Origin of the sequence: Shewanella sp. 10N.286.51.B2, assembly GCF_041469265.1 — a bacterium.
In the GTDB taxonomy this organism is placed as follows: domain Bacteria; phylum Pseudomonadota; class Gammaproteobacteria; order Enterobacterales; family Shewanellaceae; genus Shewanella.
Map to the genome: position 1 here is coordinate 1 of NZ_JBFRKH010000051.1, position 26,394 is coordinate 26,394.

The 26,394-nt window shown below is 41.0% G+C and carries 23 protein-coding genes and 4 tRNA genes; 18 read left to right on the forward strand and 9 right to left on the reverse strand.

Features of this window, described 5'->3' with window-relative positions:
* Nucleotides 1–97: 97 nt before the first annotated feature.
* Together AB4140_RS14010 and AB4140_RS14015 are read right to left on the reverse strand one after the other, a co-directional pair.
* Nucleotides 98–1,210: a PilT/PilU family type 4a pilus ATPase gene (locus AB4140_RS14010; protein WP_102440621.1), complete on the reverse strand. Its 1,113-nt coding sequence runs from the start codon at nt 1,208–1,210 to the stop codon at nt 98–100.
* A gap of 11 nt (nt 1,211–1,221) precedes the next feature.
* A complete protein-coding gene (locus tag AB4140_RS14015) occupies nt 1,222–2,259 on the reverse strand; it encodes a type IV pilus twitching motility protein PilT (protein ID WP_076542380.1) in 1,038 nt (345 codons plus the stop codon).
* 35 nt (nt 2,260–2,294) lie between these two features.
* On the opposite strand from AB4140_RS14015, the gene AB4140_RS14020 reads away from it, so the two are divergent.
* The 8 genes from AB4140_RS14020 to AB4140_RS14055 all read left to right on the forward strand — a co-directional run bounded on the left by AB4140_RS14020 (nt 2,295) and on the right by AB4140_RS14055 (nt 9,898).
* Entirely contained in the window at nt 2,295–2,990 is a 696-nt protein-coding gene (locus tag AB4140_RS14020; protein WP_102440640.1) for a YggS family pyridoxal phosphate-dependent enzyme, read from the forward strand.
* Between the two features lie 138 nt (nt 2,991–3,128).
* Nucleotides 3,129–3,947, forward strand: coding sequence for a pyrroline-5-carboxylate reductase (gene proC, locus AB4140_RS14025; protein ID WP_372001415.1), 819 nt, complete (start codon nt 3,129–3,131; stop codon nt 3,945–3,947).
* 86 nt (nt 3,948–4,033) lie between these two features.
* A complete protein-coding gene (locus AB4140_RS14030; protein WP_102440623.1) occupies nt 4,034–4,585 on the forward strand; it encodes a YggT family protein in 552 nt (183 codons plus the stop codon).
* Nucleotides 4,586–4,627: 42 nt separating this feature from the next.
* Complete coding sequence (yggU, locus tag AB4140_RS14035) at nt 4,628–4,927, forward strand: DUF167 family protein YggU (protein WP_102440624.1); 300 nt, start codon at nt 4,628–4,630, stop codon at nt 4,925–4,927.
* A gap of 213 nt (nt 4,928–5,140) precedes the next feature.
* Entirely contained in the window at nt 5,141–5,575 is a 435-nt protein-coding gene (locus AB4140_RS14040) for a DUF4426 domain-containing protein (protein WP_102440625.1), read from the forward strand.
* Nucleotides 5,576–5,883: 308 nt separating this feature from the next.
* Nucleotides 5,884–6,483: an RdgB/HAM1 family non-canonical purine NTP pyrophosphatase gene (gene rdgB, locus AB4140_RS14045; RefSeq protein ID WP_303461708.1), complete on the forward strand. Its 600-nt coding sequence runs from the start codon at nt 5,884–5,886 to the stop codon at nt 6,481–6,483.
* A gap of 5 nt (nt 6,484–6,488) precedes the next feature.
* Nucleotides 6,489–7,640, forward strand: coding sequence for a radical SAM family heme chaperone HemW (hemW, locus tag AB4140_RS14050; protein ID WP_303446734.1), 1,152 nt, complete (start codon nt 6,489–6,491; stop codon nt 7,638–7,640).
* Nucleotides 7,641–8,008: 368 nt separating this feature from the next.
* Complete coding sequence (locus AB4140_RS14055; protein ID WP_372001419.1) at nt 8,009–9,898, forward strand: DUF885 family protein; 1,890 nt, start codon at nt 8,009–8,011, stop codon at nt 9,896–9,898.
* Between the two features lie 659 nt (nt 9,899–10,557).
* Here AB4140_RS14055 and AB4140_RS14060 read toward each other — a convergent pair.
* The 5 genes from AB4140_RS14060 to trmB all read right to left on the reverse strand — a co-directional run bounded on the left by AB4140_RS14060 (nt 10,558) and on the right by trmB (nt 15,275).
* Nucleotides 10,558–11,499 (reverse strand): LysR family transcriptional regulator, encoded by a 942-nt coding sequence (locus tag AB4140_RS14060; RefSeq protein ID WP_102440629.1) that lies wholly within the window; start codon nt 11,497–11,499, stop codon nt 10,558–10,560.
* 546 nt (nt 11,500–12,045) lie between these two features.
* Nucleotides 12,046–12,855, reverse strand: coding sequence for a YggN family protein (locus AB4140_RS14065; protein ID WP_303461713.1), 810 nt, complete (start codon nt 12,853–12,855; stop codon nt 12,046–12,048).
* A 398-nt stretch (nt 12,856–13,253) separates the two neighbouring features.
* On the reverse strand, nt 13,254–14,168 hold the full coding sequence (gene glsB, locus AB4140_RS14070) for a glutaminase B (RefSeq protein ID WP_372001421.1): 915 nt from the start codon (nt 14,166–14,168) through the stop codon (nt 13,254–13,256).
* 8 nt (nt 14,169–14,176) lie between these two features.
* Nucleotides 14,177–14,503: a 50S ribosome-binding protein YggL gene (locus AB4140_RS14075; RefSeq protein WP_102440632.1), complete on the reverse strand. Its 327-nt coding sequence runs from the start codon at nt 14,501–14,503 to the stop codon at nt 14,177–14,179.
* A 55-nt stretch (nt 14,504–14,558) separates the two neighbouring features.
* Entirely contained in the window at nt 14,559–15,275 is a 717-nt protein-coding gene (gene trmB / locus AB4140_RS14080; RefSeq protein ID WP_102440641.1) for a tRNA (guanosine(46)-N7)-methyltransferase TrmB, read from the reverse strand.
* Nucleotides 15,276–15,438: 163 nt separating this feature from the next.
* Here trmB and mutY point away from each other — a divergent pair, with 163 nt between their 5' ends.
* The 6 genes from mutY to AB4140_RS14110 all read left to right on the forward strand — a co-directional run bounded on the left by mutY (nt 15,439) and on the right by AB4140_RS14110 (nt 24,202).
* Nucleotides 15,439–16,575 carry an A/G-specific adenine glycosylase gene (gene mutY / locus AB4140_RS14085; protein WP_372001424.1) on the forward strand — a complete coding sequence of 379 codons (1,137 nt, stop codon included), beginning with the start codon at nt 15,439–15,441 and terminating at the stop codon, nt 16,573–16,575.
* A 9-nt stretch (nt 16,576–16,584) separates the two neighbouring features.
* Nucleotides 16,585–16,863 (forward strand): oxidative damage protection protein, encoded by a 279-nt coding sequence (locus tag AB4140_RS14090; protein ID WP_102440634.1) that lies wholly within the window; start codon nt 16,585–16,587, stop codon nt 16,861–16,863.
* Nucleotides 16,864–17,184: 321 nt separating this feature from the next.
* Complete coding sequence (locus AB4140_RS14095) at nt 17,185–18,987, forward strand: aryl-sulfate sulfotransferase (protein WP_372001426.1); 1,803 nt, start codon at nt 17,185–17,187, stop codon at nt 18,985–18,987.
* Between the two features lie 388 nt (nt 18,988–19,375).
* Nucleotides 19,376–20,773 (forward strand): MFS transporter, encoded by a 1,398-nt coding sequence (locus AB4140_RS14100; RefSeq protein WP_303410966.1) that lies wholly within the window; start codon nt 19,376–19,378, stop codon nt 20,771–20,773.
* A 16-nt stretch (nt 20,774–20,789) separates the two neighbouring features.
* The gene (locus AB4140_RS14105) at nt 20,790–23,189 is read left to right on the forward strand and encodes a GH36-type glycosyl hydrolase domain-containing protein (protein ID WP_372001428.1); all 2,400 of its coding nucleotides are present in this window, start codon (nt 20,790–20,792) and stop codon (nt 23,187–23,189) included.
* A gap of 140 nt (nt 23,190–23,329) precedes the next feature.
* On the forward strand, nt 23,330–24,202 hold the full coding sequence (locus AB4140_RS14110) for a sugar-binding protein (RefSeq protein WP_303461722.1): 873 nt from the start codon (nt 23,330–23,332) through the stop codon (nt 24,200–24,202).
* Nucleotides 24,203–24,275: 73 nt separating this feature from the next.
* Here the strand turns inward: AB4140_RS14110 and AB4140_RS14115 are convergent, their stop codons facing one another.
* Nucleotides 24,276–24,863 carry a YceI family protein gene (locus AB4140_RS14115; protein ID WP_102440637.1) on the reverse strand — a complete coding sequence of 196 codons (588 nt, stop codon included), beginning with the start codon at nt 24,861–24,863 and terminating at the stop codon, nt 24,276–24,278.
* 129 nt (nt 24,864–24,992) lie between these two features.
* Nucleotides 24,993–25,544, reverse strand: a complete 552-nt coding sequence (locus tag AB4140_RS14120; RefSeq protein WP_372001430.1) for a cytochrome b — start codon at nt 25,542–25,544, stop codon at nt 24,993–24,995.
* 384 nt (nt 25,545–25,928) lie between these two features.
* Here AB4140_RS14120 and AB4140_RS14125 point away from each other — a divergent pair.
* The 4 genes from AB4140_RS14125 to AB4140_RS14140 all read left to right on the forward strand — a co-directional run bounded on the left by AB4140_RS14125 (nt 25,929) and on the right by AB4140_RS14140 (nt 26,372).
* Nucleotides 25,929–26,004 (forward strand) — tRNA-Phe (locus AB4140_RS14125).
* Between the two features lie 39 nt (nt 26,005–26,043).
* A tRNA-Thr gene (locus AB4140_RS14130) sits at nt 26,044–26,119 on the forward strand.
* A gap of 64 nt (nt 26,120–26,183) precedes the next feature.
* Nucleotides 26,184–26,259, forward strand: a tRNA-Phe gene (locus AB4140_RS14135).
* A 37-nt stretch (nt 26,260–26,296) separates the two neighbouring features.
* Nucleotides 26,297–26,372 (forward strand) — tRNA-Thr (locus tag AB4140_RS14140).
* The last annotated feature ends 22 nt before the right edge of the window (nt 26,373–26,394 follow it).

Here is a 26,394-nt window from a genome sequence, read left to right on the forward strand (position 1 = left end):
GGCTTACGCCTTGGCCTTTTTATAAAATATTTAATAATATCAATGGAGATTAACACTAATGTGAACACATAGTTAAAAGCACAACCAACATTAGCCGTTAATTCATATCAAATGTCACCCCATCCATCATCCCTGACGAGTTAGCTTCATTACTTTGCAGTTTAATCATTAAGCGTAAATCATTGGGTGAATCAGCGTGATGTAATGCATCGGCATAGCTAATCTCTTTTTCAAGATATAAATCCAACAAGGCTTGGTCAAATGTTTGCATGCCCTGCTCTCTTGATTTAGCCATGGTTTCTTTGAGTAAATGCAGCTCATTGTTAGCAATTAAACTGGCTATACGTGGGGTATTAATTAACACTTCGATTGCTGCCCTACGGCCACTACCATCAGATTTTGCCACTAATTGCTGCGCCACAATACCGCGAAGGTTTAATGATAAATCAAACAATAGCTGGTTATGCTTGCTCTCAGGCACTAAATGCATAATACGGTCTAACGCTTGGTTAGCGTTGTTAGCATGCAAGGTCGCCATACATAAGTGACCTGTTTCAGCAAATGTTAAGGCAAATTCCATGGTTTCTTGAGTACGAATTTCACCAATCAAAATCACATCGGGCGCTTGACGCAGCGAACTTTTAAGCGCGGCATCAAATGAATCAGTATCAATACCGACTTCTCGCTGGGTGATAATACTTTTGCGATGGTCATGAACAAATTCTACTGGGTCTTCTATGGTCAAAATATGCCCGCGAGCATGGGCATTACGATAACCCACTAATGCTGCCAGCGAAGTTGATTTACCAGTACCAGTGCCACCCACCATGATGATCAAACCACGTTTACTCATCACCAAGTCTTTAAGGATCGGCGGTAGTTTTAAGTCATCAACTTCAGGAATTTTGGTTTCAATTCGGCGCATCACGCAGCCGGGTGATTCACGTTGCCAAAAAGCACTGACACGGAAACGGCCTAAATCTTTTGCAGCAAAAGCAAAGTTACATTCACGAGACTCGTGAAACTCCTTCTTTTGCACCTCTGTCATTAAGGATTCAACAAACTCTAATGACTGCTCAGGGTTAAAGCTATTATCCGATAGTGGTCTTAGCTCACCATCAATTTTGGCGCTGGGCGGAAAGCCTGCAGTAATAAATAAATCTGAAGCCTTTCTGTCAACCATTACCTTTAAAAAAGGATGCACATCCATTTTACTTTCCTTTAAAAGTTAGCTTGTTTGTTAGAGCTTTTTGACATGGCATCATCACGGCTAATAAGGCCGCGATTGACTAGGTTTTGTAGACACTGTTCAAGGGTTTGCATTCCATGAGACATACCCGTTTGAATAGCTGAATACATTTGTGCGACTTTATCTTCACGAATAAGGTTACGAATAGCTGGCGTGCCCATCATAATTTCGTGAGCTGCCACTCGGCCGCCGCCAACCTTTTTAATTAAGGTTTGCGATATAACCGCCTGCAAAGATTCAGACAACATAGTACGTACCATGTCCTTTTCGCCTGCAGGGAATACATCAACAATACGGTCAACGGTTTTAGCCGCTGAAGTGGTATGCAAGGTACCAAAAACTAAATGACCGGTTTCTGCTGCTGTCATTGCTAAGCGAATGGTTTCAAGGTCACGCATCTCACCCACAAGAATAACATCGGGATCTTCACGCAGTGCACTTCGAAGCGCCGCTTCAAAACTATGGGTATGTTTATGCACTTCACGTTGGTTGACCAAACATTGCTTATTTTGGTGCACAAATTCTATTGGGTCTTCAATGGTCAGAATATGGTCATGGCGTTCATTATTAATATAATCCACCATCGCCGCTAGTGTTGTAGACTTACCAGAACCTGTCGGCCCTGTTACTAAGACTAATCCACGAGGGAAGCTTGAAATCTTTTTGAAAATTTCAGGAGCGCCTAACTGCTCAAGTGATAATATATCGCTGGGAATGGTACGGAAAACGGCACCAGCCCCACGGGATTGGTTAAATGCGTTAACACGAAAACGGGCAAGGTTTGGCACTTCGAACGAGAAATCGATTTCTAAATGTTCTTCGAAGTCCTTACGCTGTTTATCATTCATGATGTCATAGACTAATCCATGAACAGCTTGATGGTCTAATGCGGGTAAGTTGATTTTTCTCACTTCACCATCAACGCGAATCATCGGAGAAACACCGGCAGAAAGGTGTAGATCTGATGCATTGTGCTTTACACTAAAGGCAAGTAACTCAGTTATTTCCATGACTAATGACATCCATTCAAACAAATCAAAACAATATGACAACAATAGCAGACCGAATATCAATCGCCCAGAGCCAAATTGCACAAGCGACGCAAAATTGTTCACGTAATAGTGAAGAAGTCACCTTACTTGCCGTCAGTAAAACTAAGCCCATATCGGCTATTATTGAGGCTTATCAAGCGGGCCAGCGCTGCTTTGGTGAAAATTATGTCCAAGAGGGCGAAGAAAAAGTCCTCGCACTAAAAGATGACTATTGTGATATTGAGTGGCATTTTATCGGCCCTTTGCAGTCCAACAAGTCGCGTATTGTTGCCGAGCATTTTGATTGGATGCACACTTTAAGTCGTGAAAAAATCGCTAAGCGCCTCAATGACCAAAGACCAGCAGGTAAAGCGCCGTTGCAAGTGTGTATTCAAGTTAATATCAGTGAAGAGGCATCAAAGTCAGGGGTGATAGCGACCGAGGTTAGCGCTTTAGCTAAGGTGATAGCATCGCTCCCTAATTTGACTTTAAGAGGCTTAATGGCCATACCGACTGCCACCAGCGATATCGCTCTGCAACGCCAAGAATTTGCCAAACTGCAACAGCTTTTTGCGCAGCTAAAAAGCCAATACCCTGACATTGACACCCTATCAATGGGCATGAGTAATGATCTGGCGGTGGCGATTGAGCATGGCTCTACCATGGTCAGAATTGGCACCGCAATATTTGGCGCTCGAGATTACCCATAAACCCTAAAGGCCAAAAACGCCAAATCATTAATTAAAATTTATCCGCTACTGCTTGTATTAGTAAGCAATAGCCCAAACATTAGTAAATAAGCAATTAGCAAATAACAGCCGACATAAAAATTAAAAGTGACCCTTAATATGACTCAAGCAAAAGTATGTTTTATCGGTGCAGGCAATATGCCCCGCTCAATTATCAGTGGTTTAGTCAGTAATGGTTACCCAGCAGATCGTATTCACGCCACCAATCCCAGTGTTGGTAAATTAGATGCGTTAAAAGCCGATTTTAATATTGGTGTATCTCACGACAATATTGCTGCTGCAGATGATGCAGATGTGATTGTACTCAGCGTAAAACCGCAGTTAATGCAAATGGTGTGTGAACAACTAAGTCTGTTAGATTTATCAAAAAAGTTATTAATCACTATCGCTGCAGGCATTCCTGCGGCGCGCTATGTCGATTATTTTAAGCAACCGATTAACCTTATTCGCACTATGCCTAATACACCAACGCAAATTGGCGTGGGTATGACAGGCTTATACGCCGATGAATCCATTTCAGCAGAGCATAAACAAATTTGCGAAACCTTAATGATAAGTGGTGGCAAAATAGTTTGGGTTGAAAAAGAAGACGAGCTTAACCAAGTGATTGCATTAGCTGGCAGTTCACCGGCTTATTTTTTCTTGTTTATTGAGTCTATGATTGACCATGGCATTAAATCTGGCATGGATGAAACCACAGCAAGAGCGCTTGCCCAGCAGGCGGCATTAGGCGCGGCGCAAATGGTGATTCAAAATCCACAACTTTCATTAGCAACCTTGCGTAATAATGTTACCTCAAAAGGCGGCACTACAGCTCAAGCGGTTGAAACCTTCGAACAAGGCGATTTACGCGGTTTAGTGGATAAAGCTATGACAAACTGCATAAAACGGGCACAAGAAATGGCAAAAACATTTTAAACAAACGATATTTAATGGAAAATAGCCCGTGAAGATAATTTTCAGTTCAATTTTAGATCAACTTCAGATCAACTAAGGCACACTCAATGAATGCACTACATTTCTTAATCGATACCGTTTTTGGTCTTTATCTTATGATAGTCCTGCTGCGCTTTTGGCTACAATTAGCCAGAGCTGATTTTTACAATCCATTTAGCCAGTTTGTGATTAAAGCCACTCAACCTATCATAGCCCCAATGCGCCGTGTATTGCCGTCTATGGGCAGTATTGATACCGCATCAATCGTACTGGCCTTATTGGTGGTATTTATAAAATATTCAATACTTACCGCTATGACACCTGCTGCGCTATTTGACCCATTAATGCTTGGTGTTCTTACTGTGGTTTCAGTATTAAAAGAAGCTGGAGTATTACTGTTTTGGGTACTCATTCTGCGCGCACTGCTTAGCTGGTTTAACCAAGGTCACAACCCGATTGTGATGGTAATGGATCAACTTACCGAACCCTTTTTAGCCCCTGTTCGTCGTATCCTGCCTCCTATGGGTGGTTTAGACTTATCGGTGATGTTAGTGCTGATTGCAATGAACTTCCTTAATATTTTGTTAGCGCAATACATTCCATTTTGGGCTCAGGTTTAAATTTCATGTTTTCCGTTTTAACCTCCGAGCGAGCTTAAGCTAATGCCTGTCGTTATTCAGCAACAGAGTAACCTGTTGCTGAACCTTTATATTCAGCCTAAGGCCAGCCGTGATAAAATTGTGGGCTTACATGGTGATGAAATAAAAATCGCCATCACAGCCCCGCCAATCGACGGTAAAGCCAATAGCCACCTGATAAAGTATTTAGCCAAAGCCTTTAAAGTGCCAAAGTCTGATGTGATGCTTCTAAAAGGGCTTCAAGGCCGTCATAAGCAAGTGAAGATACTTAGCCCGTTAAAGATCCCGCCTGAAATATCGCAGATAATAGCCCAATGCAACTAAGCATCGATTAGTGAAATCATCCATTATTGAAATCATCCATCAAAATGATCCAATTACGGGTGATCTGGCTAAAAATTCTCTATACTTGAGTCTACATTCCAATTAGTGAATCAACTCTTTCGTCGCGACGATTAACTAACCTAGGGCTAAACTAACCCGCTAGGTCAATTAAGCCAGTTGTTAGCAACACAGAGTCGATCAAGGATTTAGATTATGTTTCGCACCCTTTTATGTAGCTTTGTCATTTTAATGAGTACCCTAACGACCGTTCAAGCAGAACAAAAACAGACTGTCGGTAATTATGATATTCATTACATGGCATTAGGTAGTACCTTTATTACCCCTGCTATTGCCAAAACCTATGGTATTGAACGCAGTAATTACAACGGTATTGTCAATATTGCAGTGTTAGATACCAGTCAAGAAGGTAATCCCGCCGTTGCTGTTGAAATCGCTGGCGTAGCCAACAACTTACTTGATGCACGAATGGATTTAGAGTTTAAAGAAATCCGTGAAGGCGATGCTATTTATTATATCGCCCAAGTGCCATACCGAGACGATCAACAAATCAACTTTAACCTGACGATAAAGTACGGCAATAAGCTCAATACATCGTTAAAGTTCAAACAAAAATTTTATGTGGAATAAGGCTAAACAGCGGCTTATTTCAAATGATTTTGCACTTTTAACAAGCTAAACCTCAAGGTTTAGCTTTTTATTTAGTTGCGCAAACCATAGCTATTTTATCCTTAGCTGCTGTCTATCAACTCAGTGCTTAGGTATCATTAGGCCAATTTCATTGATGAAAATTTAAATAGCCAGTCAAGGCGAAAACTAAGCCTTTTTTAAGGCTAGATGCCACTTATTTGATGTGAGTTTTAGTTTACTGCAAAGCCTGCTCACCCCATAAGCACTATTTAAAACATCAGCCCCCTTATTTAATAAAAAGGTATTCCATGCAACAGATTGTTTTAGCAAGCGGTAACAAAGGTAAACTAACAGAGTTTGATCAGATGCTAGCCCAATTTGATATTGAGGTTTTACCGCAAAACCAATTTAACGTTCCAGAAGTGGCTGAAACAGGCACCACCTTTATTGAAAATGCCATTATTAAAGCCCGTCACGCTGCAGAAATCACTGGTAAAGCCGCAATCGCAGATGATTCTGGTTTAGAAGTTGATGCCCTTCAAGGCGCACCGGGGATTTATTCAGCCCGTTACGGCGGCGAAGGCGCCAGCGAGCAAGACAACTACCTTAAATTACTTGCTGCATTAGCAGACAAAACACAGCGCAAAGCACGCTTTCAGTGTGTATTGGTTTATATGCGCCATGCTAAAGACCCAACCCCAATAGTTTGCCAAGCGGCATGGGAAGGCACTATAGGATTGAGCCCTCAAGGTGAGCAAGGCCATGGCTACGACCCTATCTTTATTCCACAGGGGTTTGATATTTCGGCTGCCGAGCTTTCAAGTGAGCAAAAAAACCAGTTGAGCCACCGTGGGTTAGCACTTACTTTGCTTGTAGACGCTATGAAAGCCAAAGGGATTATTAAGTAACTATCATGCAATCAGCGAAATTATCTCTGCCACCACTGAGCTTATATATCCATATCCCTTGGTGCGTTCAAAAGTGCCCATATTGTGATTTTAACTCCCATGGTCAGCATGGAGTATTACCGCAACAAGCTTATGTTGATGCACTTTTAGCCGATCTCAATCACGACCTTCACTATGTACAAGGGCGAAAACTTCACAGCATTTTTATTGGTGGCGGCACGCCATCTTTATTTGAAGCCACCCAAATACAGCGCATTCTAGCCGGTGCTGAAGCCGCCATTGGTTTTGAAGATGATATTGAAATTACCATGGAAGCCAATCCGGGTACGTTAGAGCATGATGACTTTGCCGCATATCGCGCTGCAGGGGTGACGCGCTTGTCCATTGGGGTGCAAAGTTTCTCAAAAGATAAACTCAACCTTCTTGGCCGTATCCATGATGAGGATGAAGCCGTTACCGCTGCTAATACAGCCCGTAATGCAGGTTACAACAGCTTTAACTTAGATTTAATGCACGGCTTACCGAATCAGTCATTTGATGAAGCCATGGCCGATATCGATACTGCTGCTGGGTTAATGCCACCGCATTTATCTTGGTATCAACTGACCATAGAGCCAAATACCTTATTTCACTCTAAACCGCCACAATTGCCTGACGATGAAAACTTGTGGCATATCTATGAGCAAGGACAGAAGAAGCTAGCAGCACTTGGCTATGTGCAATATGAAATCTCTGCTTATGCCAAAGATGGATTTCAGTGCAAACATAATCTCAATTATTGGCAGTTTGGCGATTACTTGGGGATTGGCTGCGGTGCCCATGGCAAGATTACTCAACCTGAGCTCAATAAGATTATTCGCACCGTCAAAATTAAGCATCCGAAGGGTTATCTAGCAACGTCAGATTACACCAGTGAAACTACTGAAGTGCTAGCTGAAGATCGCGCCCTTGAATATTTAATGAATCGACTCAGGTTAATGACGCCTATCCCTAAAACTGAATTTGAACTGCGCACCGGCTTACCTGTGTCAGAGCTTGATGAAGGTATTGCTAAATCAATTAAAAGAGGCTTATTAACCGAAACTGAGACCCATTGGCAATTAACCGCCAAAGGCCATATGTTTGTTAATGATATTTTGTCGCAGTTTTTAGATTAGCTACTTTATAGCTAGCTGATTTATTAAAGTTATTACTAGCCTATATAACTAGTCTACTTATTACTGGCATATTTATTACTAGCCTATTTATTACTAGCCTATTTATTACTAGCCTATATAAAAGCCTGATGGATTACCTTTATAAAACAAGGTTAATGCATTAGGCTTTTTTTGATTTCCTTTGCCCATTAAGCTTGGCGCTTTAAGCAAAGTACCTGCAAGTCACTAAATAAATCATTCCGCATTTACCCTGCAAATTCAGCAACATTTAAGACACAATTGCTAACATTTCACGTTATACATTTATGCTTGTGTCATTTAGGATATCAATCGATCTCCTGTTCTATTACTTTGCTAACGGAAACCCTATGCGACTAACAACAAAAACGACATTAATAGCCGTTGCTTTAACCAGCTTATTATCAAACGCCGCAATCGCCCACACTGCAGCGCACCAACCTTTAACCAATACAGTAGCCTCCACTAAAACAGCCACCACCGAGTCAGAAAAAGCCAATGAGCTGTTTGAAAATATGTTCATGGAAAATGTAATGGCTAGCCCGATTTCCCAAACCTATTTACGCATCAAAACTGATTATGACAAATGGGGTGATTTTAGTGATAAATCTGCTGACGAAGACTTAGCCAGAGCTAAAAAGCATTTAAAACAACTTGAAACTATTAATGTTGCTAAGTTAGACAAGCAAACGGCACTTAGCTACAAATTAATGAAACAAGGCTTAGAGCAGCAAATCAGCGATGATAAATGGCGTTACCATAATTACCCTGTAAACCAGATGCGTGGTAGTCATTCGTTTATTGCTACCTTCCTTATCAATCAACATCAAGTTGAAAATGTCAGTGATGCACAGGCTTACATTAGCCGTTTAAACGGTGTAAAGCATGTAACTGAGCAAGTGATCGATGCATTAAAAATTCGCGCCGATAAAAATATTATCGCGCCAAAGTTTGTCTTCCCTTATGTGATTTCAGACAGCGAAAATATTATCAAGGGTGCACCTTTTACTGATACTGAAGTTAAAAGCACCCTATGGGGTGATATTAACCGTAAAATCGAGAAGCTCGATATTACCCAAGCTCAAAAAGATGAATTATTGGCGGCAGCTAAAACAGCCTTAATTAAAAGTGTAAAACCTGGGTATGACAATTTAATCAGCTATTTACATGAATTAGAAGCCAAAGCTGATAGCCGTGATGGGGTGTGGAAGTTACCTTTAGGCGAAGATTTTTATAATACTCGTCTAAATCGTATTACGACGACTGATATGAGCTCTGAAACAATTCATCAGTTAGGTTTAGCAGAAGTTGAACGTATTCATAATGAAATGCGTGCGATCATGAAAAAAGTAAATTATACCGGCAACTTAGCCGAGTTTATGGCTTTCATGCGTGATGATGAACAATTTTATTACCCCAACACCGATGAAGGTAAAACTCGTTACATTACCGAAGCTAAAGACCTAATTGATAATATGGAGTCACGCTTAGGTGAAGTGTTTAATATTAAACCTAAAGCCGGATTAATCGTTAAACCTGTTGAAGCCTTTCGCGAAAAGTCTGCTGGTAAAGCATTCTATGATCAACCCGCACCCGATGGTTCACGCCCTGGTACTTACTACGCCAACTTGTATGACATGAAAGCAATGCCCACTTACCAAATGGAAGCCTTGGCTTATCATGAGGGGATCCCTGGGCATCACATGCAAATTGCCATTGCCCAAGAGCTGGAAGGTATTCCTAAATTTAGAAAATTCGGTGGCTATACTGCCTATATTGAAGGCTGGGGTCTTTATACTGAATACTTCCCTAAAGAAATGGGCTTGTATGCTGATCCCTACTCTGACTTTGGCCGCTTAGCGATGGAGCTATGGCGTGCTTGTCGTCTGGTTGTAGACACAGGGATCCACACTCAACAATGGACTCGTGAGCAAGGTATCCAATACTACGTAGACAACACCCCAAATGCTAAGTCTGATGCCATTAAAATGGTAGAACGCCACGTGGTGATGCCTGGCCAAGCTACTGCCTATAAAGTCGGTATGATTAAAGTGTTAGAGCTACGTGAAAACGCCAAGCTTAAATTAGGTGACAAGTTTGATATTCGTCAGTTCCATACCCTAGTACTGCAAAATGGCCCTGTACCATTAGATGTATTAGAAGCTGAAGTGGACAATTGGATTAATCAAACCAATAAACCTGAGCTATTAAGCCAATCAGCAGACTCAAATCGCGGTTAATCAACCAATCGATTAAGTTATCTAAGGCCACTTTTTAGTGGCCTTCTTTTTGGCTCGTACTAAAGCCTAAGTAATGAAATCTAAGTAATGAGCGCCACTCTATAAATTACCAAGGCAATAACAAGTTCAATAACGAGTGCATTAACAAATGCTATACCCGACAAATATATTCAATTGGCAGCTTAAAAGAGAACAAAAGTACAAAGGCGAGAGAGTAAACAAATTAAGCGGATATTATAGGGCAGAAAAAATAACCCCAGCACAATGTCTGGGGTAAACCAATTAAAACTAGGATGATGGTTTCAAAGCCGGCATTGTTCTGATTTTAAAACCTCTGCCAGCAGTGATTCAAAACTTGCGAAGTTGCTGATTTGCACAAAAAGCTGAAAAGGGGTCATTTCTCAACAAGATGCGTGACTCAAATCATTCCGAATCAACTGAAATCTATTGTATTGATTTAAGAACAGAGTTCAAGCAGCTTTTTATACTCCATTAATAACTCAGCACAGAAACAACCTGAGCGTTTTTCAAGCACAAGACAATCAAGTTATTGTTTTTATTGTGCAAATAAAAAAGCCGCAACTTAAGTTGCAACTTTGTTTTAAAATTCGAACAATGTTTCCAGTTTTAGTTACTGACTTAGAAACCCCATTGAATGGCTATTTACGTAATTTGTATAAATGATCAAACTTACCATCCCAATAAGGTGTAGTACCAATATGACCTTTAATAAATTCAATAAATGCACTTACTTTAGGGGCAAGGTGCTTACGTCTTGGGTAAACAGCCTGTAGCGGTAAGTTGTTGGTCAATTGCCAATCAGGTAATAACGGCACTAATGTACCTTGTTCGATTTCATCTTCAAGTAAATAACTTGCTAGGTAGGCAATACCTAAACCGCTAACCGCGGCCGATTTTAATGCTGGTGCATTATCAACCCGGAAGTTACCAGAAACACCAATTTCACAGTAATCATCAGCTTTCTTAAACTGCCACATGCTGTGCTCATGCCACTCACCTTGGTAGACTAGACAGTTATGATCAACAAGTTGTTCAGGTCGAGAAATATTGCCATGTTGGGCAATATATTCTGGCGATGCCACTAATAAGAACTGACACTTCATTAATGGTCTTGCAACCATACCTAATGGTAGCTGCTCAGACATAGTCAAAAGTAAATCTAAACCTTCACTAACCACATCGACTTTATGATCCAGTAAGCTAACTTGTAGCTCAAGCTCTGGATGTCGTGCCATAAACTCAGGTAATGCAGGAATAATATGCATGGTACCAAAAGACTGAGAAATACCGACTTTAAGTACACCACGGGTGGCATCATTTAGATTATGCACACTAGCAACGGCCTGCTCTGCATCACGTAATAACTCCTCACCTTGTATGTAAAGCAAGTTACCCGCTTCAGTTAAACTTAAACTACGTGTAGTACGTTGGATGAGTTGAACCCCAAGTTTATGTTCAAGATCAGCAACCTGAGTACTTACTTTGGACTTAGATATACTCAACCTTCTGGCAGCGGCACTGAAGCTCCCGGCTCTAGCAACATGAGTAAAAATAGCAATAGGTTCTAATAGTTCTAACATTGGAGTCGCCTTAAGCTGTTTACGACATTAAAAATATTTTTTGAGTTCCAAGTAATGTCGCTTATTACAGACAATGCTGCATAAACGCCACCTACTTTATATGGTTCTTTAAACGTTGCGCCACTCACCCAAAAAGAAATTAAATTTCGATAGTCCATTATCATGAATAGCCAACCAAAACTAAAACAACAAGTTAATTGGTTAACGCCATACAGTTTTATAGTTTTAGGAGTATACCAAAAATTGTATAAATGGCTCTATATTTATAATATACAATTTTTTTATCAGAACAAATCTACGATAAACTGTAATATTAATGACATTTTCTCAAATTGAACGGTGGCAATTAGACAAAAAACGACTAGCTCGGCTAGCATATCTCGCTACAAAGTAGCGCAAATAACAGATAGTTAACTAGAGCTTGATTGGCGGGCGAAGTTTTTGATTGGTAATTTAAGCAGGAATGGTTTAACCAAAAAGCCCCTGCACAAGGTACAGGGGAAGGTCAGGTGCATTTTGACAATGCTAGAACTTACAAGGTTACCGCTACTCAGTATCTGAGAATGTCGCTAATTCATAAGAAGATAGCTGTGGGATGGATTGACGTAATTCACTTTCAAGCACCATTAACTGCTCAAAGTTACCGCAGACTTTTTTGGCTTTAGCTTCTATGGCCTCTGATTGCTCAGAAATCTGCAATTCAACATCTTCACCGATTCTTTCCATTTTGCTTGAAAAGGCAGTCATTTTTTCATCAAAGCTTCCGCCTTCTGAAGACATCATTTCAGCCCCTAGCGCCATCATAAAACTGCCCATGGAGTTTTTAATCATTTGCTCCATTTCTTGTTCAAACTCTTCATTAAATGCTTCTTCTAACGAAGACTCTGTCGCGCCAAGATAAAACTTATCCCCTTGTTGATATGCTGCTTGGTCAACACGGCTTTGAATTCCAGCTAAAAGCTCATCCAATTTAGCCGCGGTGGCATCGCCAAAAATAGGGGTTAATGCCATGCTCACTGCATCTGTTGCCAAAATAACAGCATCATCAACTAAATCAATTACCTCTGGGATCTGTTTAGATACTTGCTCAGAATAATCAGCTAACAAAGCTGCTTGCTTATCATTTAGTGCAACTTGGTTGCCATCAATATATAACTTTCCAAGTTCGACTCGGTAAACCTCAGCGCCTTTTTCGCTAAAGGATAATTTTTGTGGCTCAACGGTAACATCATAGTTTAAGGTCACGTTGCATTGATTATCTTCAAGGGACATTTTGGCCACCGCAGGCGTCATAGCCCCTGCGGTAAAAATCAAACCAGTTAGTGCAATACTTTTAAATAAACCTTGGGTATTCATTAGCTCTATCCTTGCTGTTAATCGTTATGTAGATAATCAATGGGGCGAGTGGCTAAACTGCTCACTAAGCTACTGCCAACGTTTTGATATCTAGTTTCAATGTTAATTAGACTGATACCAAGTTATTGCACAGGCTGTGCCAAAAACATAAATAAGCTTTTTATCAATAACTTAAAGCAGATAATAACTAATAGGTTTAGCTTTTAGATTTGGATTTATATTAACTATGTGTGAAATAAGCCAAATGTTGGTAATTTTCATCATCGCTATTATATGGGTAGATTTAAGAATAGATGATTTTCAAACTCGTGGATGAGGATACTAAAAAGACAATGGATGATTTCAAGCTTAACATTTGAAAATGGGCATAAAAAACTTGCCCAGCAACATAAGCGAGTTTAAAAAATTGAGCGACCTAATGATTGTGATAAATGCTCAAGCATGCGAGTGCCTGCCAGTGAGTTGCCATTTTGATCAAGTTCAGGCGACCATACGCAAATAGACATGTCCCCAGGGATCACCGCAATAATGCCGCCGCCAACACCACTTTTACCTGGCATACCAACCCGATAAGCAAACTCACCTGCGCCATCATATAAACCTGAGGTAGCAAGCAGTGCATTTAGCTGTCTGGTTTGTACTGGGGTAACGATTTGATCCCCTGCTAGGCTTTTACCTCGATTGGCGAGATAAAACATCGCTTTTGATAAGTCAGCGCAATTCATTTTTAATGAGCAGTAATGAAAATAGCTCTTTAATACTGTATCAACATCGCCGTTAAAATTACCAAATGACTTCATTAAATAGGCAATAGAGGCATTACGGGCACTAAACTGAAATTCTGAATTAGCCACCACTTTATCAAAAAGTACGTGAGAGTTTTCGCTCAGGTTTCTAACAACTTCAAGCAAGTGATGTTTAGGTGCACCAAGGCGCGCTTGAATTAAATCTGCTATCACTAATGCACCAGCATTAATAAATGGATTTCTTGGAATGCCTCGTTCAAGCTCAACTTGAACCAATGAGTTAAACGACTGACCTGAAGGCTCTTTACCTACCCTGCTCCAAAGTTCATCTTCGGAGTACAAACTTAGCGCTAAAGTAAGGCTGAATACTTTGGAGATAGATTGAATGGAAAACGGCTCAAGATAATCCCCAGCGCCAATGGTGTGACCATCTGCGCCAGTGACTGCTATTGCTATTTTGTTTGGATCTACGTCAGCCAATGCAGGAATATAATCTGCGACTTTCCCTAAACCAATAAGTGGCCGAACCTTGTCGACCACTTCATCAAGCAATATTTGCTCAGGCATTAGCTATATTAGCCCCACCAGATGTCGTACAGTGCACTAACTTCAAGTTGTGGCACTTTTTTCGCTTCCCAGAAGGCTTTAACAGCAGCAACATCTTCTTCGGTACATTTACCGATCTCTTGTGTTGCAATAATGCCTTCCCACATTTTATGACCGCCGCCATGGAAACCTAGCTTACGAGGTTCAATGACTTGTTCAATGAACTCATCAACAGCTTTATCAATATCTGCTTCAGAAATTGACTCATCAAAAGTCCAGTTGATATCAAAACCAAATTCTTGGAATTCATCAACGCGTAGTTTCTTACGTAAACGGCGAGTTCGGGTCTTAGCCATGGTTATTTCCTAGTTAGTTGATTAAATAGCTTATTTTAACAATATTTTATTATAATTATGCAATACGTTCGAACATTATGTCCCAAACGCCATGACCTAAACGATGGCCGCGGGCTTCGAACTTAGTTAGCGGGCGATGATCTGGACGTTCAACTACAGTATTGGTTGCTGATTGGTTTTTATAACCTTCAGCCACAGACATCACTTCTAACATGTGCTCGCTGTAGTTTTCCCAATCTGTTGCCATATGGAAAACACCGCCAATCTTAAGCTTACGACGAATTAATTGCGCAAATTCAGCTTGCACAATACGGCGTTTGTGATGACGTTTTTTGTGCCAAGGATCTGGGAAAAATAATTGTACTCGGGCAAGTGAGCCATCAGCAATGCTGTTTTCAAGCACTTCCATCGCGTCATGATGATAAACACGTAAATTAGTAATTTCAGCTTCACCGGCATCAACTAAACATGCGCCAACACCTGGTTTATGTACTTCGATACCAATGTAGTTTAACTCAGGAGCCGCTTTAGCCATTTCAACTAAAGATGCACCCATACCAAAACCAATTTCTAATACGGTATCAGCATCACGCTTAAACACTTCAGCTAAATTAATCGCTTCTGGTGTGTAATCTAAACCCATTGCAGGCCAATGTGCTTCAATTGCGTTTGCTTGGCCTTTGGTTAAACGGCCTTCTCTTAATACAAAACTTCTGATTTTACGAATATATTTGCCATCTTCGTTAAATTCAGCGGTGGTAACGTCGCTCATGTATGCCTCATCATTTGAATAGCGTTTAAATTGCCGACTATTCAAAGTTTCATCTTTGTTCCAATAATAGTGGCTAAGTATATCTTAAAATCACCATGACTAAAGTATTTATCAGTTAACAGGCTCCCTTGTTTATAGAATATTCTCCATATACACTGCGCTGATGAAAAAAGTTAACTCCTTTTCTGAGCGGATCACCGCTTGGTACGATTTACACGGACGCAAGACCTTACCGTGGCAAATCAATAAAACCCCATATAGAGTGTGGATTTCAGAGATCATGCTGCAACAAACTCAAGTTGCCACTGTTATCCCCTACTATGAAAAATTCATGCAAAGCTTTCCCGACATTAAAGCCCTTGCCAATGCCAGCGAAGATGATGTACTGCATCATTGGACGGGGTTAGGCTATTATGCCCGCGCCCGTAATCTGCATAAAGCGGCTAAAACAGTTTGTGAGCAACATGCAGGCAAGTTTCCTGAAGCGCTAGATGAAGTCATAGCCTTACCGGGTATTGGCCGCTCGACTGCTGGGGCCATTTTGTCATTGTCCCTTGGTCAGCATCATTCAATATTAGATGGAAACGTTAAACGGGTACTTGCCCGTCACGGCGCAATTGAAGGTTGGCCAGGTCAAAAAGCAGTTGAACAACAATTATGGCACTTAACGGATAAGTTAACCCCGCAAAAAGATGTGGTTAAATTTAACCAAGCCATGATGGATATTGGCTCTGCGGTTTGCACTCGCAGTAAACCCAATTGTGCTCAATGCCCTGTTGCAATTGATTGTAAAGCGCAACTTGCTGGCCGACAGACAGAATTCCCCGGTAAAAAGCCTAAAAAAACCATTCCTGTAAAATCTGCATGGATGCTAGTACTGCATAAAGATGGTGAAGTCATTCTCAATAAAAGACCACCAGCAGGCATTTGGGGCGGCTTATGGTGTTTTCCTCAATTTGATACTGAGGCGGCGCTGCTTGCACATATCAGTGCTAATGGGTTTAATCACAGCAGCAATGAATATGCCGCAACAAAAAACAACAATAATGAACAATCACAATGGCTTGCAGGATTTAGACATACTTTTAGTCATTTTCATTTAGATATTCAGCCTATCTTAGTTAATCTCGGCGAAAATCAACAATCGCCTCAAATTGACTCAAGTGTAATGGAACAAAATCAGACACTCTGGTATAACATACATCATCCTGCGAAAGTTGGATTAGCCGCAGCAACTGAGCGGATTTTATCTAACTTAGCCGCTCTTTTAGCAGTAGATCCCGTCAAGGAATCCCTTTAAGGAATAATCATGGCTCGTAATGTTAATTGCGTATATTTAAAGAAAGAAGCTCCAGGTTTAGATTTTCAACTTTACCCTGGCGATCTAGGCAAGCGTATCTTTGATTCAATCAGTAAAGAAGCGTGGGCACTTTGGCAGAAAAAACAAACCATGCTAATCAATGAAAACAAACTTAACATGATGAATGTTGATGACCGTAAACTACTTGAAGAGAATATGGTTAGCTTTTTATTTGAAGGCAAAGATGTTGCCGTTGAAGGTTATGTACCTCCAAGTGAAGACGAGTAACTAAATAGCTAACCCCTTAGCTAGCTGAATAGCTTAAGAGCCTACTTTAAAACCGCTAACGGCGTGTTGATATAAAGTAGGCTTTTTTATTCGCATCAATTACCAATCACTTTTGAGACAATTGTAATTAACTTCCCATAGCTTTTAAATAGTTGTTACTCCACAGCCTATTCACAAAAGTTCCCTAAATTTAGTTAAAAATCTTATTTCGTGAGCTATTAATCAAAAGTAAAAAATTATAACACTTTCTGTTAGTTACACTGCATTATTATCGATTATACCAAGGTATACTGCCGCTATAACTAATTTCAGAGTGTGCCCATGCTAAAGCCAATACTTTATACAGCATTGACCTTGTCACTGCTTTATTCAATCAATAATGTTAATGCAGACCCCATGGGGATGAAGCCAATGCCAGTGGCAGATGCGCCATTGGGTTATATCATTCATAATCCCTATGAAAATGCCCCACTAACGGCTTTAGTGACTCTTAATGGCCATAAAATTTCCAATGTGGATGTCACCATACATGCCAAAGGTGAAACTGGTGTCAGCATAAACTATCAAGTTGATGATATGCGGGTAATGGATGAAGGTGGCGTACCCATTTTTGGTCTCTACCCTGCCTTTATGAACACCTTTACAATTAAATGGACTGAAAACGGCAAGCAGCGCAGCCACGAGTATCAAATGCTAACCCCAGACATTGATATGGGCTTTTCAGAAAGCCAGTGGGCTAAAGCGCCCATCGTCGAAGTAGAACATGTTGACGCTGACTTTAAAGACCGCCTTTATTTTGTAAACTGGACCAATCCAGACGGAAAGTCGGGTCAGTTATCCCACAATAACCCTGATGCACCTGGGGCGTTTTCTTGGGATGGGAAACCAGGATTTTTCATTATCGATACCGCCGGTGATATTCGTTGGTATCTGAATCCTTACACCACCCATAACTCAAAAAATTATGACAGCGCAGGTTACGCCATGGGCATGAACGTCACTAAAGACGGCAACATGGTGTGGGTACAGGGCCAAGGCTGGAAAAAAATGTCATTAATGGGAAGAATGATTTCAGAGCACAATTTACCGGGAAATTTTATCGATGCATCACACGAAGGGATTGAAGCTGCCAACGGCAATATCTTTATTCGCGCCGCCGCCAAAGATTATCGCCGCGCTGATGGCATGTTAGTCAACACCATACGCGATCAAATCATTGAGGTTGATAACACAGGTAAGTTAGTGGATTACTGGGATTTAAACACTATTTTAGACCCACTGCGTGATGCGGCATTATTATCCCTTGATGCCGGTGCAGTTTGTTTAAATATCAATATTGATCAAGCTGGCCATCAAACCACCTTAGACGATTTAAAGAATGCCCCTTATGGTGATATTCACGGAGTGGAAACAGGCCGTAACTGGGCCCATGTCAATTCAATAGATTATGACCCTAAAGATGACAGCATCATCATTAGCTCACGTCATCAATCTGCGGTAATCAAAATTGGCCGCGATAAACAAGTTAAATGGATATTAGGCCCTGAAAAAGGCTGGAGTGACAAGTTCCAAGATAAGCTACTCTCGCCAGTTGATGCTACAGGTAACAAACTTAGCTGTAATGAAAAGGGTCGTTGCCGAGGCAGTGATTTTGACTTCTCATACACCTCCCATACCGCTTATCTTGTTCCTGAAAAGGGCACTTTAACGGTATTTGATAATGGCGATGGACGTCAGCTAGGTCAGCCGATGTTTGCCAGTGAAAAATATTCCCGCGCGGTTGAATACAAAATTGATGAGGCCAATAAAACCGTTACCCAAGTATGGCAATACGGTAAAGACGAGTTGGGTTATCAAGGCTACTCGCCAGTAACATCTATCGTTAAATATCAGCAAGATAAAGACAGCATGATGAGCTACTTTGCCTCTGCCGGTTTATTTGGATTAGGTGGCGGTTATGGCAATATAAAAATGGATGACACCACGGGTAAAGTTAAGTCTATTTTAGTTGAGCATCGCTATGGCGAAACCAAGCCCGCTGTGCGCATTAATATTAATAGTCACGATATGTTTGCAACGGGTTACCGCGCTCAGGTTATACGAGTAAACGAGATGCTTAAATAGTGAGTCGCTTCTTATTCAATAACAGTTACCCAGTAACAATTATCCAATAAGAATTATTTAGTAAATGTTATTCAGCCCTTTGATGGAAAAGGGCTGAATACCTTAGCCTCTTTATCCCAGATCAATAAAACGCTTCTACCCGCCTCTTTTCAAAAAATCATATTCAGTTTATTTAAATTAATACTGGTCAAAAAATGATTAATAATTTACATTAAAATCGCAATGTAAGCGCTTACACTTAGGTCTGATTTAGGCGTACTAAATATTAAAGCCTTACACTTTATCAGGTATCAACCCAGCGAAGATGTTGTAAATACAAGCGAATAATGGGTTAGTTGTAAGTAATACCTTCAAGTTAGATTGCAACAATCAAGGTATAAAAACGATTATGGAACAATCAGCAACCAGCGTAAAAAACACATCAGTCACATTCGATAAGTTATCCTTTAAAGAAAAAGTCGGTTACGCCCTTGGGGATGTGGCATCTAACTTTTATTGGCGTGTTTTTGATGTGTTCTTATTTATTTTCTACACAGATGTATTTGGTATATCAGCTGCAGCTGTTGGCACCATGATGTTAGTGACTCGCATAATCGATGCGGTATCAGACCCATTAATGGGCGCCCTCGCAGATAGAACTAACACCCGCTTTGGCAAATTTCGCCCTTATCTCATATTAGGCATTATTCCCATTGCTGCAGCTGGAGTACTCACCTTCACAGTGCCCGATTTAGGTGATGATGGTAAATTGATTTGGGCTTATGGCACTTACATTTTTATGATGCTGGCGTACACCTTTATTAACGTGCCCTACGGCGCGCTATTAGGTGTGGTCACCAGTAATAGTCAGGAAAGAACCACATTAACCAGTTTTAGATTTATCGGTGCTTTTTCTGGCGGTACTTTAGTTGCTTATATGACGCCTGAATTAGTTACTTATCTTGGCGCAGGTAATGAGGCATTAGGCTGGCAACTGACCATGGCCTGTTATGGACTTATTTCAGCGGTGCTGTTTTGCCTTACTTTTTTTGCAACTAAAGAGCGCATAGCGCCACCAGCGAATCAACAAACCTCAATCAAACAAGACATCATCGATTTAACCAACAACAAGCCATGGCTGATTTTATTCTCTTTAGCGTTAATCATCATGTTTACCATTACTTTACGCGCCAGTACCGGCACCTTTTACTTTAAATACTATGTAAACCGAGAAGATCTTATAGGCACCTTTACCGCGGTTTATATGATCTCACTTGCCCTAGGCGCCGCCTCAACCCCACTGTTAACCAAATACTTTGATAAACGCAGCTTATTGATAGGTTTGATGACTTCTGTCGCCATATTGTCAGCAGCCTTTTACTTTATTCCTGCTCACAACCTTACCTTGATGTTTGTATTGCAGGCCTTAATTGGATTTTGCTTAGGGCCTAAATCGCCGTTGGTGTTTTCTATGTATGCCGATACTGCTGATTACTCACAATATAAAAATGGCCGCCGCGCCACCGCAATGATTTTTTCAGCAGCAGCCTTTTCGCAAAAATTAGGCGGCGCTTTTGCAGGCGCGATGATCGGTTGGATGCTGTCATCCATGGGTTATGTGGCAAATCAGCAGCAATCACCCGACTCGTTAATGGGGATTTTACTGCTCAATACCATCATCCCTGCAGGCTTTGCCTTATTAGCGGTTTGGGTTGTTAAACACTACAGCTTAGATGAACAAAAAATGCGCCAAATTAACCAGTCGCTTTATCAAGCTATTGATAAATCAGAGCCTGCAAGCGAGTAGTTAAGGAGTTTAAATAGTGATTACTTACCATCATAAAAATGGCAACGTCAGCTTGCATAGTCCAACCATTATGCCAAAAGCCTGTGGTTTTTTATGGAATAAAAACATGATGATTCAAATGAATTGTCGGGGTTTTGCGACTGCGCAATTTATGCAGCCAGAACCTGCTAAATATGCCCATGGGCCAGCATTAGAGGCCAAAACCTTTATGCAGCCAGAACATGCCTATTTTAGCCATCATCCTGGTCGATTTTTTTATATAAAAGATAACCTCACTAACGAGCTATTCTCATTGCCCTATGAGCCAGTAAGGCAATCATTGGCATCATTTGAGTTTATCGTTAGCCAGCATCAAGTCAGTTGGCAAGTTAAGCACCTCAACCTACACTGCAAACTAAGCTTAACCTTAGCCACTGAAGATACCGCAGAGCTATGGCAGTTATCCATTGATAACCTAAGTCAAACGGCGCGAGATATCAGCGTTTATAGCTACTTTCCTGTGGGCTATATGTCGTGGATGAATCAATCTGCAAAATTTGATCGTTCACTTAATGCAATTTTATGTCACTCAATCACCCCCTATCAAAAAGTCGATCAATACTTTGTTCAACAAGACTTTAAAGACACCACAGTATTTCTAACTGACACAACCCCTGATAGTTACGAAACCCGTCAAAGTGTTTTTGAAGGCGAAGGCGGTTTACATAACCCAACGGCTATCAGTAATAACCGCTTAGAAAACATGCCCGCTCATTACCAAACTCCTGCAGCGATAATGCAATTTAATCGTAAGCTTGCCGCTTATGATGACGCTAGCAATAACACCAAGCCAGCAGTGGCATTAAAGTTTGTTTTTGCGCCGGTAAAAGATGCTCACGAAGCCAGTGAGTTAAAACAGCGCTATTTGAGTTCAACAGCACAATTTACTCAAGCTCAAAATAAATACAAAGCGTATCTCAGTAGAGAAAATGGCTGTTTAAGCCTTTTATCCTCAACCCCTAAGCTTGATAACTTCATCAATCATTGGCTACCTAGACAGGTTTTTTACCATGGCGATGTCAATCGATTAAGTACCGATCCACAAACCAGAAACTACCTTCAAGACGCTATGGGGATGATTTATATCAACCCTAACAAGGCCAAAGCCGCCTTCGAAGTCGCCCTCGCCCAACAACATCGCAATGGTGAAATGCCGGATGGCATTTTATTGCACCCTGAATCTGAGCTTAAATACATCAATCAAATCCCCCACACGGATCATTGTGTCTGGCTAGTGATTTGTATTGAGGCATATTTAAATGAAACCGCCGACTTTGATTTCTTAAATCAAAGCATTAGTTTTGCTGACAGTGAAGAAAACCGTTCGGTGATGGAACACGTTTGTTTAGCGCTGGAGTTCTTATACTCTCAACGTGATAACCGCGGCCTTAACTTTATCAACCAAGGCGATTGGTGCGATCCGATGAACATGGTGGGCTATAAAGGCTTGGGGGTTTCAAGCTGGTTGACGTTAGCAAGTGCTTACAGCATGACACTGTGGGCAAAAGTTTGCCAGCAAATGGCCTGTGACAATAAAGCATCAAAATTTAGCCAACTTGCAACGCAATTGAATGATGCAGTGATTGAACATTGCTGGGATGGTGAATGGTTTGCCCGCGGTATTACCGATGCAGGTCACTGTTTTGGTGTAAGCGATAATCATCAAGGCCGCATTTATCTTAACCCGCAAACTTTTGCCATGTTGTCTGGCGCAGTTAATGATCAGCGCTGGTCACTGATGCAGCCGCAAATCAAGCAGCAATTACAAACACCTTTTGGGATGATGATGCTAGCTCCCGCTTATACCCAAATGGATGAGCAAGTGGGCAGATTAACCCAAAAGTTTCCTGGCACCGCTGAAAATGGTTCAGTTTATAATCATGCTGGGGCATTTTATATATACGCCCTATTTGAACAAGGCGAAACAGAGCAAGCATTTGAACTATTACAAACCATGATAACTGCTGAAGATGTGCAAAATGAGCTCACCCGTGGTCAATTACCCGTGTTTATTCCCAACTATTACCGCGGGGCTTATTTTCAATATCCTGATGATGCGGGTAAATCGAGCCAGTTATTTAATACTGGAACCGTCGCTTGGATTTACCGAATTATCATCGAGCAACTTTGTGGCCTAAAAGGCTGCAGCGACGGCTTAAAAATTAAACCGCAACTACCAAAGCACTGGCCTAGCCTAAAGGTAAGTAGGCGTTTTCGCGGCGCAACTGTGGATGTATCAATACAAAGGCGAGCAGACATCATATCCCAGCAGGTTTTAGTTAACGGTAAAAGCTTACAGACTAATGCTGCAGGTGAGCATATTTTAGCTATCAGCACTAATACAAGCTATAGCATCAGCGTGTTGCTGGCTGAATAACGCAAGTTGAAAAATCAGTATCCTAGCTACTGATTAAGATAACGCTTTCGACTAATGTCAAAGCGTGTGAATATGCCCAATAATAAATGATTCTATAAGATACTGACTTTAAGACTTAAACATTAGGAGTTTACTGGACAATGGACTGCACTGAAAAACCAACTAATAAAGCGAGCCATAAACATAAGGCCAACGCCTCACTTAAAGGCCTAATACTGCCCTGCCTGTTGGCATTAAATTCCACCGCAATTGCTTCAATGGCAAATGCTGATACGGCTCCAAGCACAAACAAAACATCTGCCGAATATGTGCATGCCCCTATTGAAGTTAACTACGCTAACAAAGCCATTACCCTTGATGGCATTGCTGATGAATCTGATTGGCAACAAGCTAAGTGGCAACCTATTGATCAAATGATCATCGGCGATGCTATAACTGCCGATGATTTTAGTGGCCAATATAAACTGCTTTGGCGTGAAGATAAGCTCTATCTACTGACTGAAGTGATTGATGATGTGCTATTTGATCAAACCGCAGATCCCACAGTGCGGTATTGGGATGATGACACCGTAGAGGTGTTTATTGATGAAGATGGCTCAGGTGGCGAGCATCAATATAGCCATAATGCTTTTGCCTATCATGTGGCATTAGATAAACAAGTGGCTGATTTTACCACGCAAAAAAAGGCCGCCACCTTTAATGATCATATCACCACAGCATGGTCGAGAGACCCTGTTAACCCTCAAAAAATCTATTGGGAAATGGCGATAACGGTATTCCCTGACAGTTACAATGACAGCTTAAGCGCTTTTGATAAGCAGCAGGTTGCAGCCGTTAGCTTACAAGCCAACAAACAAATGGGTTTTATGCTGGCCTATTGTGATAATGATGGCTCCAAACAAAGAGAGAACTTTATTGGCTCCCACCCGATAAAGCCGTTAAATGGCGACATGAATCGCGGCTATAAACACGCTGATGTTTTTGGCAGTATTATTCTAAAAGCGGCACAATAATCATCATAAAAAGCCGCCAATGACTAATATCATTGACGGCTTTGTTGTTTTTAGTAAACCTGTTCAATAGACGTTATTGCTTAATCCCTTCAATAACCAAATCTAGGCTAACATTGGCAGACGCTGGGCCTAAATCCATTTTAAAACCGAAGTCTTTCATGGCAAATTCTGTGGTACCAATAAAGCCAGCACGATAACCACCCCAAGGATCTTGGCCTTCACCAACAAATTCAGCGGCAATAGCCACAGGCTTAGTCACCCCATTTAAGGTCAAATTACCGTTAACCAATATCTTGCCATTGCCTTGGTCTTCAACACTAGTCGAGGTGTACTGCGCCTGAGGAAACGCACCAGTATTTAAAAAGTCAGCACTGCGTAAATGTTTATCACGCTCGGCATGGTTTGAGTCAACACTCGTTGTATTGATGGTGACATTCAAATTAGTGTCAGCAATTTTTGCCGCATCGTAACTAAAATCACCACTGAAATCATTAAAACGACCAGCTACAAAGCTATAGCCTAAATGATTTACTTTAAATTGAATTGATGCGTGGGCACCTTGAGTATCTATCTTATAATCGGCCGCATTAGCGACTGATGGTAGTAACATTGCAGCGCCGATAACGCTAGATAATACTGTGGCTAAAAGTTGCTTTTTCATTGGTCATTCCCTTTATTATAAATTCAATATTATTGATATGTTCAAGTACTAATAAGTGTTACTAGCTAATAATTAGCGTTCTCAGCTCGTCGAGTTACAGGCTCGATTCAAGTGCTGTAGGTGTTAAAACTATTTTGTGGCAGGTTTTATCATTCTTGATAAAGTGCCATCATTATCAATCAATTGGTGTTTTATCGCGCCTGCTGCATGAATAATCACTAGGGCTATTAATGTATAGGCTGCATATTGATGAACTAAGCCAGCAATATCAGCTTGGTTGTTAATAAAGCTGCCCAGTGACGGCACTTCAAACCAATCAAATACCCAAATTCCGCGGCCATCAGCCGTTGAAATTAAAAAGCCTGTCGCCATAATGGCCAACATTAATAGATAAAGCATTCCATGAGCCCACTTAGCCGCCGTTTGCTCCCAAGCCTTGTGATTATTCTTTGCATGAGGTTTCGCAGAGCCTAAGCGCCACACTAATCGCACTAGCGTTGCCAGTAACAATAAAATGCCAACACTTTTGTGAATATCCGGCGCGGTTTTATACCAAATACTGTAATAAGTGAGATCAACCATCCAAAAACCTAAGCCGAATAAACCAATAACGGTTAATGCACTTAACCAATGGAGACTAATACTCACTAAACCATAGCCATTTTTTGTATTTGCTAACATCAAGCTGTCCTTGTCAAAATCTATGTGAATGATTATATCGACACAAAACAAAAAGAATATCGCTAAAAATCGCCAAAATCATTCGATAAAATAGAACAATAAAACTAATTGAGTCCTGACTAAACCCAGCCAGTCTTACTCAAATAAGCATTCAATTTGAGATATCGATTAAACTCTCTAAAACCACTATCATTGGGCTTTAAACCAATTAAAGGTAAAAAATCGCTCAGTTTGGCCATTTACTAGCCGAACGATTAAAATCATTTAAAAAAGCACTTGCAGGATTAAAACCATCGCTATACTATGTGCGCACTCCAAACGACACAGGCTCTAACGATTAAGTTAGCACCCAGTTTGAAGTAGTAAACTAACGCTTAGTTAGTTGCCCGAATAGCTCAGTCGGTAGAGCAGAGGATTGAAAATCCTCGTGTCCCTGGTTCGATTCCGGGTTCGGGCACCATATTTAATTTAATAGTGTTATCACTGTTAAGAAAGATAAGCCGGCATAGCTCAGTTGGTAGAGCAACTGACTTGTAATCAGTAGGTCCCGAGTTCGACTCTTGGTGCCGGCACCATATACAGAGAAACCACTCAGTGAGTGGTTTTTTCTTGTAAGTTTCAAGCTAACGATAGTTAGTCGCCCGAATAGCTCAGTCGGTAGAGCAGAGGATTGAAAATCCTCGTGTCCCTGGTTCGATTCCGGGTTCGGGCACCATATTTAATTTAATGGTTTTTCACCGTTAAAAAGATAAGCCGGCATAGCTCAGTTGGTAGAGCAACTGACTTGTAATCAGTAGGTCCCGAGTTCGACTCTTGGTGCCGGCACCATAAAAACAAAAAAGCCACTCAA